An 11603-nucleotide genomic window follows, 5' to 3' on the forward strand; every position below is an offset into this window, starting at 1 on the left:
AAATATTACAAATGACTTCTATACCAATCAATTACCGCATCCCTGTCTGAATCAAAGAACTGTGTTGATACATAGATATCCGTTCCATTGAAATTGATGGCCTTTGCTCTATATCTCTTTTGGAGAGAATTACCCATATTATCTGTTCTACTATTTGCAATTGCTGGATAATCTGTAGCTTGGAAAAGGTTCTTGGTATATTCCTTGGTTTTTAAATTTTCTAATTCAGCAGAATCAATCAATCCTTTTTCCACCAAATTTTCAACAAAATTATAAAATAGTTTTGCTACTGGAATTAAACCCTCTGCCCAGGTATCTTCGTTATCAATATCAAACGGCACCTCTGATAAAGAAAAGCTAAAATCATCAGTATCTAACTGCAGTTTCGCTAACAAATCTTTTATAAAAGAAATGATTCCATTAGCTGATAAGTTTGCTTCAAAATAGATACCGCTATTATCTATCTGCTTTGGTTTACGAATCTTTCTTTCATCATTGGAAATATAAATTCGAGTCGCATACGGAATAGAATAATCCTTTGTTGCAAGATCCGTTATGGTTTCAGCATCAAGATCAAATGCCGTATTCATCGTCTTTGCCAATAAATCTGCCCAACTAGAAACTTTCGTATGCTCTCCAACAAATATCATTTCTCCTGGTTTTGTATTGGAGAAATCGAAATTGCTATTCACATCAAAGGTTAATTCTGTACTTTCATTGGTATCCGAATGAATTTCAATGTACTTAAATTCTTCTATTAGGATATCCGCCAATATCTTTGCTCTATGTAAAATAGATTTTTCCGTCCATGTATCAGCCGACAGCACTTCTCTGTTGAGAATATTGGCCTTAGAATTTTGCCTGATTATCTTCTTTTTCTCTTCGAAAGCCTTAGTTCCAAGTTCGCTGTTATGTCCTGTGATTGTCAAGTTTCCAAGAGTATGAAGATATGTTTCATATACACGACCGTAATCCGCTCCAACCTCTTTTTTCCATACTGCTGCATTTTCCTTCTGAGGAAGAATATGCTCAATCGTTAAATTGCTGACATCAATATGCTCCTTCGTTGAATTCTCAATTACAGACAGCAGATATTTACAGATGTTCTTTTTATATAGAGGTCTATAGATTAGTGCTTCTCTAAATTCCTTATCAGTAGGCATTCTATCGTTAGCACGGATATCATTAAGGAACATCACAAAGCGCTCATAGTAGTGTTCATAATTACCATCAATTACCCTGTCATAGAGCGACTTCATGAATTTTGCCATATTCTTGTTAATCTCACAGGCATTCGTTCTTACAAAATAAGTAAGCAGGCATTCCAACACGCTACATAATGTATTCTCATCAATATTTCTCGCCTCATAGTCATCAAATACCCTAAATAATAATGGCAAAACAGTTGTCTGTTTTATCATATTAAATGCATTCAGATATTTAGTCACTCTTGCACTATAGCATTCAATTTCTCCAATAAACGCACCATAATATTTTGATGTTCCTCTAAGAGCAGTAAGCACATCTTTATGGCTAAGACCATTGTTCTGGCAGTGTTCCTTAAACAGGCGATATGCATTCTTACTGTTGACTGATCCAGTTATCTGAGAATTCAAGAAATTGATTACAAAATCCCCAAGATTACGGTATCCAACATTTTTTTCGATTTCGAGCCAGTATTCCTCATAAAGTTCATCTTGGTTTTCATCATCCATCAGCAAATAATTTCTAATCAGATCCGCAAGCGAAAGTTCCAGTCCCGTGGAGTTGATGGACTCAAAAATTTTCTGAGGCTCGTCTCCTTGAAGCTTATCCAAAATAATCTCTACAATTTCAAGCTTCTTAATTCCCTCTAAGATATCATTAAGCTCATGTCCATTGGCAACGGTTTCTTCTATAAGATTTTTAAAGATCACGTAGTTTTTATAAACATTTGAATTTCTGTCCATTTTATCTACTTTATCTTTTATTAGGAGCATCAATTGCTCATTATCCGTTTTTACTGGTTTTAATTTTACTTTGTATTTTTCATCGCAATGTCGATTAAACATTACCTCTTGAACTTCATCCTCAATTCTTGCCGACACCCCTTTAGATGCATCGTAAAGAGCCTTAAGAAGAATATACATTGTAGTAATTCTCTGCTGACCATCAATGATTAAAACTTCATTTAGTCCGCTGCCACCGTTGACATCATCAATATACACAACTGTTCCAGTAAAATGCTGTCGATTGTTTTCTCCGGCTTTCATGATATCTTGGAACAGTTTTTCACACTGTATGTTTGTCCAATCATAATTTCTTTGGTAAACAGGTACTTTAAAAACTCTTTTGTTCTTCTCTAGAACATCGGAAAAGAGCCACATTCTATTAGCTTTCATTTGCAGTTCCTCACAATATCTTATTTATTCATTGTCTTTGACACCGAGTTTAAACACTTCATAATACGATTTGTAATTAAGTATTATCTTCAACCAAATTGTCTCCTAGTTGGATTATTATAAATCCAATCTTTCCATATCCATTTTACTTCCTGAAAGATACAAATCATATGCCATTGTTGCAGGAATCAACCTAATTTTTATATCTTGAAGTCCCAAATTAGAAAGCATCTCCATTCGAACTTCACCCTTATCCTCTATCTCATTGTTTTCTGTTGGAAGTAGAAAACAGTTCTTTACAGAAGAGAATTTATGGTCTTCAATAAACCGTTGATATGCCAATTGGTAAAGATACTGTTTGGTAATAGATTCTATGCCGGGCTGTCCTGTCGGAACAATTCCCTTTTCCAAATGGGCATTATAATATTTTGCATCAAATATAATAAATTGATGCTGTTCATTAACCTTACAAATAGAAACTAAATCTGGTATCAATGTATCTTTTGCACACTTTCCGGTAATCGTCCACAATGGTTTCTCGATTAATTCAATCAGCTTCTGTCTTCTGTTATAATCTTCTTTCAATGGCACAGGCAATTTTAAAATGCCAAGAGGGACATCTAACTGATTATCCATAATTTCTACACAATTTTTTTCCCATACCAGGTTGAAGCTATACTCGACTTGTATCAGTGAATTCCGTTAAATGTATTTGCATTTCTGAATCTTGCATATTTTCAACAGTGGTATAAAATTCCTGCCATGTTTCAATACTTGCATCCTTGCCAAAATCGTCTGCATCTTTTCTGCAAGAAGAGTTTCAAGATTATACGACAAAACTGAAATTGATCTGTCTTCAAACATAAGCTTGTATTTATACTCCACTGCACCTGGCGTGATTGCATCATCCGTAGAAATATCGATCTTAAAAGGTTGTCTCATTCGTTCCAAATTAGCTTCTATCATCATCCTAATGCCAGGATAATCAAATTCTTCCATGATTTCTTTTACTGATGTAATCCTAAAGTTTACCCCATCTTCAAGCTGAAGCTCACCGATTCTCTCAATGATTGCTCTAGCATCCTTCTCATTAAGAGGTAATGCTTTCACAGTGGTATCGATATCCATTGTAGCTCTCATGTCTACACCGACAATAGAAGCAACAGGCATTCCGCCTTTCAAAATAAAATTATTCCTGTATTCAGAAACAGAAACTCTTTATAAGAACCTTTCCATAAAATATGTTCTAATTAGTGCTTACGCAACTTCACTATTCCCGCCGGACATGTTTTTTACTTTGTCTTTAAGTTGTTTCGCTGTATAAATCATATCATTACCTCCACATACATCATCACTTCATCCCTTACTCCAAGTTTAACCGCATACTCAATCAATCTTGAAAGATTCTTTTCCTTCGAGGACATATATTCCTTGATTGCTGTCTGATATAACTGAATTTCATATTTCTTTCGATCTTTAATCAAATCACAAATACATCTTTCCTTGTCATATACTTTAACCAAATTACCGCTGCTTGACGGAATTTCACAGGTCCCCATATCAAGAATCTCTGGGGTTGCGTAACGAACTTCTTTGTTTTTCTTTTTGATATGTGTTGCATTATACCCGGTAGGAACAGTGAAACAAATATGACTGTATTCTCTGTCGATAAGACCATGCAAATAAAGGGCGGTCTCGCCCGAATAAATAATATTCTTATTTCGTTGCTGGAGTACAAACAACTCATCTAGCCACACATTATCTAAGATATAAATGCCATGTGCCACTTTTTCCATATCATGCTCTCTGACGTATTTTGAGACAGATGGCTTTGATACACCTGATTCAACGGCCTTCGATGTAATCAAATATCCATTGTCTTTTTCAATTAGCAATTCCAAAATATCTGATGTTGACATAGTTGTCCTCCTTATCCTTGATATTTACTTTTGTGCTTAAATTATATTATATTTAAGCGTAAAAATAAACACAATCCTTATATGCTTGCAGAAGTAAAAGATAATCTGAGCTTATTTTACAGAACCTGCCGGAAAACCACATTGAATAGAAATTGAATCGGTGCGATTTTTCTTCTATTAGCACTTGTTTAAAAAATCATATCAGCGAAAGTAATCAAATGAGTCAGCCTGATTTTTTATACGAATTATTTGAAGATTTTATGAATGATCCGGCAAATCAGGATTTTCAATGGACAACGGTCTGGTTTGCCGCTGGATGACTGGTCAGGCTAAAATCAGTCCTAAAATATCTGCTTACTATTCCAAGCCATCCAATCAGGAAAAATTAGCCCATACCATCTACCAGAATCTTCTTCCACTGATGTCTGACTGTAATATGGCTATACAGGATATTTACACTTTATTCATTCAGGATGACAGCATCTCAGATGCGAAAAAGAAAAATCTGACTCCTTTATATAAACCAGCCAGTTCAAGACTGCTATTTCTTGCAAAACTGATTTCTTTCTATCAGTAGTATTAAAATATCGCTGCCAGATTTTGTTTACAACCAGAAGCAAACTGGATAAATACTGTACTCTGCCATTAAAATAAATATCAGATATGAACACTCTCTTCCAGCTGGCATCAGTATTTTATTCAGAGGCAGACACGTACCGGGCAACATAGATTGTAAGTCCGCCAAGAAATCCTGTTTAAAGTGAGTGAATTTTGAACCATCTGGTACAACATCAAAGCCGCAGAAATTACGAAGTTCCTGAGAGTATTTCAAAAACACAATCAGGAGCGTGTCAGTCGGGATTGAAAAAATACGCTGGAGAAACAAAAGAAACAGGAACAATTTCATCAAGGTTGATGGCTTCATCAAGAAGAGAAAGAAACTGATATTTGTCGTTGTCGAATTTATTTTGGCAATCTTCAAAAACTTCTGCCAAAGTGAGTTAAATGCCGTATTTATGCGGTGTTTGGAGTTTCGCAAACGCCTAGTGTTTAGTTATTTAATAGGGAGAGGAAGAATATCTTTTCTCGCCCCTCCCATTGAACCGTGCGTACGGGTCTCGTATACAAATCTACAACTTATATTCCAACTTTAACTATGGTGTTGTGAAATTCACTCAACTTTCAGCATCCGATCCCCCACACCAATGTGTGTTTGGATATATTGTGGAGAGTTCGGTTCTTTCTCGATTTTTTTACGAAGTGTCGCCATAAACACACGAAGGGAGGCAATATCATTATCCCAACTACTTCCCCAAATACTTTGCGTGATGAAAGTATGGGTCAGAACTTTTCCTATATTTCTTGTCAACAGGCAAAGCAACTTATATTCAATAGGTGTTAAATGCAACTCTTCTTCATTCAAATAGGCACAACCTGCAACATAATCTACACGAAGTTTTCCGTTTACAAAAACAACCGTTTCGGCAGGAGATACATTTTGCATCATTGATAACCTTCTTTGCGTGACTCTTAGTCTGGCAAGCAGTTCCTCAACAGAAAATGGCTTTGTTAAATAATCATCTGCACCAGCATCCAACGCATCAATTTTATCGGTATCTTCACTGCGAGCACTGATTACGATAATCGGCATGTTTGACCAAGTACGGATTTTTTTAATAATCTCAACACCATCCATATCAGGAAGTCCTAAATCAAGTAAAACAATGTCAGGATTGTGTGAAGATGCTTCTAAAATTGCCGATTGACCATTGGGTGCTGTCAGATATCGGTATTCGTGTGCTTTTAAGGTTGTTGTAATTAAATTTCTGACAGATGTGTCATCTTCTACAACTAATATTAGTGACTTATTCATATACTTTGACCTCCCCTGCCGGTAATGTAAATGTGAATACTGTTCCGTGCGGCAGATTATCTGAAACAGTAAGTTCTCCGCCGTGGGCGTTAATAATGGACTTGCACAAAGATAATCCGAGTCCCAAACTTCGGCGACTGTCTGCAATTTGATTTGCACCACTGTAGAACATGTCGAATATCCGTGGCTTTATTTCATCAGCAATTCCGTTTCCATCATCCGATATAGATACGATCGCTTGTTTTCCCCGTTTTTCTGTCCGAATAACAATATGAGAGTTTTTAGGTGTATATTTGATAGCATTATCAACAATATTGATGATTACCTGAACAATAAGCTTTGCATCCATTTTTGCAAGAAGAATTTCTTCTTTGCTTTCAACGGAAATATGATGCTCTTCACTCTTTCGGTTAATATGATGTAACGCTTCTGTAATCACGTCATCCATCAAATCTTCCGTTATACGGAGATTCAACCGTCCTTCTTCAATCCGGGTTACAGCCAGCAGGTTTTCTACAAGGTTAATCAGCCACATGGAATCATCATAAATATCCGTGTATAGCTGCTTTTTTGTATCATTATCAAAGGAATCACCATTGGACAAAAGGTTACTGGCATTACCAGAAATGGATGTCAGCGGTGTCCTCAAATCATGTGAAATAGCACACAGCAAGTTTGCTCGCAACTGTTCATTTTTTGCAAGGACAGCCGCCTCCTGTTTCTCACGGGCATTTTTCTCATTTTCCAAAGCCAGAGCACATTCTCCGAGAATGGACAGTAGAATACTGTTTTCAAATGGATCAAGAGGTATTTCCCCCATCACGATTCCAACAACTCCATATACCATACTGCTACTGCGAACAGCAAGGTACAGGCATTTTGCATTGGAAAGCGTTCCTGTTGTGGATCCGGCACGTTTATTGTTTTTCAATACCCAGCCGGCAACGGCCTTTTCATTTTCGGAAATACATGATTCCAAATTTTCCTCAGTTACAGAAAAAATATGCGGCGTATCCAACACTTCGCCATCAGCTAAATAAAAAACGATATCTTTTCCCAAGAGTTTAATGAGCTGATTTGAAGTTGTGGATACAATTTCATTTTTATCTTTTGCCTGTTGCAATAGCTGGCTTGTATCAAATAACACTTTGGTACGGTAAGCAGATTGTGCCGCCTGTTTTGCTTGATTTTTAATCCGTATAGCAAGAGAACCGGTTAAAAATGCCGCCAAAAACATGATAATAAAGGTAACAGGATAACCCTGATCATACGCCTGCAAGGTAAATTGGGGTTCCGTAAACAGAAAATTAAAAATCAAAACACTTACAATCGAGGAAATTAGGCTGTATACCTGATGTTTCGTGATGACAGCGGTGACAAGAACGCCTAAAACAAAAACAGTAATAATATTTGCTTCGCCAAATCCAAGATTATGGAAAATCATTCCGACTAAACTGGATAAAATCAGAATCGCAGTAGATTTTAATGTATCAGTGGCAGAGAAGACGATATGGTTCTTTTTCCTGCCCCCTCTTAACTGATACACTGCAGCATTAGAAACCGTATCCGGAATAATATGCACATCCAAGTTAGGGGCATAATCAATCAGTTTTTCTGTCAGTGTCGTTTTGCTGAGCAAATGCCGTTTTGTAGCAGAACTTCGCCCGATCACAATTTTTGACGCACCGGACAAACGGGCAAATTCCGCAATCTGAAACGGAATATCTTCTCCATAAACTGTTTCAATTTTTGCCCCAAGCTGCTCAGCAAGACGAACATTTGAACGAAGGCGTTTTATATTTTCCTCGCTCATCACTGAAAAATCCGGTGTTTCTACAAACAGAGCCGTAAACTTTCCTTTGAAAGCAGAAGCCATTCTTGCGGCGGTACGGATAATTTTTGCATTAGATGGAGAAGAAGATAGACAAACAAGAATATGTTCGTCTGTATGATAATCTCCATGATTTTTAATGCGGGCATTTTCTGTGAGGATATTCACCCTGTCCGCACATCGCCGCAGTGCAATCTCCCGAAGAGCTGTCAAATTTTCTATTGTGAAAAAATTTTCTACCACCTGTTTTGCCTGGGTCTGTCTGTATACATTTCCTGTATTCAAACGGTCGATCAAATCCTGTGGTTCAATATCCATTAATTTAACCTGATCTGCATTATCAAACAGAGAATCCGGAATGCGTTCCTGTACAACAATCTCCGTAATGGATGAAACTGTATCACAAAGACTTTCAATATGCTGGACATTGACAGTCGTATAGACATCAATCCCTGCATTCAAAAGTTCCTTAATGTCCTGATACCGTTTTGCATGACGGCATCCTTCGGCATTCGTATGAGCAAGTTCATCCACAAGGATAAGCTGTGGTTTTCTTTTCAGTGCCATGTCAATGTCGAATTCGTTCAGTATCATACCATTATAGAGAACTTCTTTTGTAGGAAGAACTTCTAAGCCATTCAAAAGAGCTGCTGTTTTGGGGCGTGCGTGGGGTTCTATATAACCGGCTACCACGTCAATTCCCTGCTGTTTTGCCATATGAGCCGCTTCCAACATGGCGTAGGTTTTACCCACACCAGCCGCATATCCGAAAAAGATTTTCAAATGTCCTTTATTCCGATTTTCTTCATCGGCTTGGATTGCCTTTAATAACTGATCCGGATTGTGTCTGTTTTCGCCCATACGGTCACCTCCCTGTGCAAAAAACATTATATAAAGATTATACCACCTTTTCTTCTTTTTTTCCATTCGGGCGTGTAGCCGAAAACAGAAAAAGCTCCGAAAAATCATGCAATTTTTCTACAAATGAACCTTCCATACAATTACTGTTATTTTGCCATATCACTCTCACTGGTTTCTCAATCGTGTTGATTGGATGTACCGCAATGTCTATAGAGTCTGGAGTAATGACGCTTTGCTTTATTTGAAAGGATAAGGAACAATACTTATCTTTCAAAATATCATTGGATTCCTCTATTATAAAGCCAAAATCAAGTTTATTATTTCCTATCCCATTTATTATTTCACTTACAGAACCGTAGAACAGGTTCAACTCATAGTTTGGGTATTCGCTTGAAAATTGTTCTAATAGATCTGCAATAGAATCTATGAGTGCAGGTGTTTCAAATCCAATCCTAAGCTTAGAACCTGAAATAAGTTTTTGGGATTCATTTTCCTCGAGAAATTTATCCAGTTTTCCCATAAGAAAATAACCATAAATAAATGCTGCCAATACCACTATAAGTAAAACAAAGTCTTTCATATCACCAACTTCTTTCAAAAATTAAATATGAAAACATTTTTGAATATGTTTCGTCTCCCCAAGAACAAGCATGGTACTGCCCTTTAACAACTGCGTATCGGAACTTATTTTCAAATTCATAATATCATTTGTTTTCAGCGCCATAATATTGATGTCATATTTTTTTCGTATATCCAACTGACCGATTGTTTTTCCTATCCATTCTCCCGGTATAGATATTTCAAAGATTGCATGTTCTTCATCTAGTTCTATGTAGTCGAGAATATGATCAGCACTATAACGGATCGCAACCCAATCGGCAAGTTGCCTTTCAGGATAAACAATTTCATCTGCGCCGTTTCTTAAAAGAAATTTTGCATGAACATCACGAGAAGCACGAGACACCACCATTCTTGCACCGAGTTCCTTCAAAAGGGACGTTACTTCCAATGAATTCTGAAAATCATCTCCAATTGCCACAATACAAACATCAAAATTCCCAACACCAAGCGAACTTAAAAAATCCTCACTAGTCGCATCCCCAATCTGAGCGTTGGTTACAAAGGGAAGTACAGCATCAACTCGGGTATCTTCTTTATCTACCGCCATCACCTGATGGTGCAATTCATCTAATTTTATAGCAATATGCCGTCCGAATCTTCCCAGACCGATAAGTAATATTGATTTCATTTTTTATTCTCCTTTAACCTACTGTGATTTTTTCCTGAGGATATTTTGAACCGTTAAGCTTTTTTTCAGAAAGGGTGGCAAAAATCAAAGTCAATCCGCCCACTCTGCCCAAAAACATCAAGCAAATCAAGATTATATGAGAAACAAGTCCCAGGTCAGGAGTTATTCCCAGCGATAACCCTACTGTCCCGATTGCCGACGCCGTCTCAAACAAAGCGGTCATAAGTGGAATATCTTCTGTGCTGCTAATTACCATTCCTCCGACAAGGAATAAAACAATATACATCAAAAAAATCGTAGCTGCATTTTTGATAGTGTCATCCGGAATTCGTCTGCCGAAAAAATGAGTGTGTTCCTTTTTTCTAAATACAGATAATGCCGATGAAACGAGCACTGCAAGAGTTGTCGTTTTCATACCCCCTGCAGTAGAACCGGGCGAACCACCGATGAGCATCAGAATAATGATAAGCATTTGCCCAACTTCACTGAGTAAAGTCAAATCTGCTGTATTAAATCCTGCAGTTCTCGGCGTAACAGATTGAAACAAGGAAACCCACACTCTTTCCATAAGAGGCACATTTGAAAACTCAAAATAAAAAAAGTAAAGAGCCGGTAAGAATATCAATAGTCCTGTTACCATAAAAATCACCTTGCTTTGCATTCTGTATTTTTTTAAATGCCATTTATGATTCTTTATATCCTCCCAGGTAAGAAATCCAATACCTCCTACAACAATCAGCACCATAATCACAAGATTTACAATCGGCTGTACAGAATAAGATGTCAACGAGGAAAAAGGGGTTCTTATACCGATTAGATCAAATCCTGCATTGCAAAAAGCAGAAATAGAATGGAACAACGAATACCATATTCCTTTCCAAACCCCAAAGTCCCTGCAAAAAACAGGGGCTAAAAGAGCCGCACCAATGATTTCGATAAGAATAGTAGTCCGAATAATAAATTGTGTTCTCCGTACAATCCCCCCCACCGTTGGAGCCGAAATTGCCTCCTGCATGGTACTTCGCTGCATCAACCCGATTTTGCGTCCGGAAACAGTAGCAATCGCAATAGCAATCGTAATAATTCCCATACCTCCGATTTGAATCAGCAATAAAATAACTCCTTGACCAAATAAAGACCAGTAGGTTGCCGTATCCTTAATAACCAGTCCCGTCACGCAAACCGCAGAAGTTGCGGTAAACAAAGCATCTGAAAAGGATGTACTCTGACCGCTTTTTGTAGCAATCGGCAGCATCAAAAGCAGACTGCCTAAGAGAATCACGGATAAAAACCCTAAACTAATCACTTGAAATGATGTCATATGCCGATGTCTTGACCTGTTTTTCTGTTGCATAACTATGTCCCCATAATTTTAATTTCGTAAGCGTCCAATAAGAGGGTGTATCGAAATTTCTGGCTGTTGCATGTAAACTATTGATTAGAGTTTTGGGAGTTGACTCTGAAAACTCTAAATCTAATCTAAGGAGCA

11 protein-coding genes and 2 pseudogenes are annotated in these 11603 nt (G+C 37.3%); 1 reads left to right on the forward strand and 12 read right to left on the reverse strand.

Features of this window, described 5'->3' with window-relative positions; all coding sequences use genetic code 11:
* Positions 1–5: 5 nt before the first annotated feature.
* From DXB52_RS10880 to DXB52_RS10895, 4 genes and pseudogenes are all read right to left on the reverse strand, one after another.
* Complete coding sequence (locus tag DXB52_RS10880) at positions 6–2381, reverse strand: DUF262 domain-containing protein (protein WP_118107313.1); 2376 nt, start codon at positions 2379–2381, stop codon at positions 6–8.
* A gap of 117 nt (positions 2382–2498) precedes the next feature.
* The gene (locus tag DXB52_RS10885) at positions 2499–3017 is read right to left on the reverse strand and encodes an LlaJI family restriction endonuclease (RefSeq protein WP_117579251.1); all 519 of its coding nucleotides are present in this window, start codon (positions 3015–3017) and stop codon (positions 2499–2501) included.
* A 66-nt stretch (positions 3018–3083) separates the two neighbouring features.
* A pseudogene (locus tag DXB52_RS10890) lies at positions 3084–3581 on the reverse strand (nucleotidyl transferase AbiEii/AbiGii toxin family protein); the annotation flags it as partial.
* Between the two features lie 125 nt (positions 3582–3706).
* On the reverse strand, positions 3707–4300 hold the full coding sequence (locus DXB52_RS10895; RefSeq protein WP_118107315.1) for a type IV toxin-antitoxin system AbiEi family antitoxin domain-containing protein: 594 nt from the start codon (positions 4298–4300) through the stop codon (positions 3707–3709).
* Positions 4301–4589: 289 nt separating this feature from the next.
* Here DXB52_RS10895 and DXB52_RS17180 point away from each other — a divergent pair, with 289 nt between their 5' ends.
* On the forward strand, positions 4590–4877 hold the full coding sequence (locus tag DXB52_RS17180; RefSeq protein WP_472520096.1) for a hypothetical protein: 288 nt from the start codon (positions 4590–4592) through the stop codon (positions 4875–4877).
* 147 nt (positions 4878–5024) lie between these two features.
* Here DXB52_RS17180 and DXB52_RS17185 read toward each other — a convergent pair.
* The 8 genes and pseudogenes from DXB52_RS17185 to DXB52_RS16375 all read right to left on the reverse strand — a co-directional run.
* Positions 5025–5180 (reverse strand): annotated as a pseudogene (locus DXB52_RS17185) (transposase); the annotation flags it as partial.
* A complete protein-coding gene (locus DXB52_RS17190; protein WP_472520100.1) occupies positions 5152–5295 on the reverse strand; it encodes a hypothetical protein in 144 nt (47 codons plus the stop codon). The gene DXB52_RS17190 and the pseudogene DXB52_RS17185, both read right to left, overlap by 29 nt.
* A gap of 176 nt (positions 5296–5471) precedes the next feature.
* On the reverse strand, positions 5472–6173 hold the full coding sequence (locus DXB52_RS10910; protein WP_118107317.1) for a response regulator: 702 nt from the start codon (positions 6171–6173) through the stop codon (positions 5472–5474).
* Positions 6166–8865: a sensor histidine kinase gene (locus DXB52_RS10915; RefSeq protein ID WP_118107323.1), complete on the reverse strand. Its 2700-nt coding sequence runs from the start codon at positions 8863–8865 to the stop codon at positions 6166–6168. Before DXB52_RS10915 ends, DXB52_RS10910 begins: the two co-directional genes overlap by 8 nt.
* A gap of 37 nt (positions 8866–8902) precedes the next feature.
* Positions 8903–9463, reverse strand: coding sequence for a LysR family transcriptional regulator substrate-binding protein (locus DXB52_RS10920; RefSeq protein WP_472520097.1), 561 nt, complete (start codon positions 9461–9463; stop codon positions 8903–8905).
* Between the two features lie 3 nt (positions 9464–9466).
* Positions 9467–10114 carry a potassium channel family protein gene (locus DXB52_RS10925; protein WP_117542495.1) on the reverse strand — a complete coding sequence of 216 codons (648 nt, stop codon included), beginning with the start codon at positions 10112–10114 and terminating at the stop codon, positions 9467–9469.
* 13 nt (positions 10115–10127) lie between these two features.
* On the reverse strand, positions 10128–11435 hold the full coding sequence (locus tag DXB52_RS10930; RefSeq protein ID WP_472520098.1) for a TrkH family potassium uptake protein: 1308 nt from the start codon (positions 11433–11435) through the stop codon (positions 10128–10130).
* Positions 11413–11603, reverse strand: a 191-nt coding sequence (locus tag DXB52_RS16375; protein ID WP_207661756.1) for a hypothetical protein, incomplete at its 5' end; no start/stop codon positions are given. The genes DXB52_RS10930 and DXB52_RS16375, both read right to left, overlap by 23 nt.

The sequence above is a fragment of the Ruminococcus sp. OM04-4AA genome, from assembly GCF_003462585.1.
Lineage (GTDB): Bacteria > Bacillota > Clostridia > Lachnospirales > Lachnospiraceae > Mediterraneibacter > Mediterraneibacter faecis.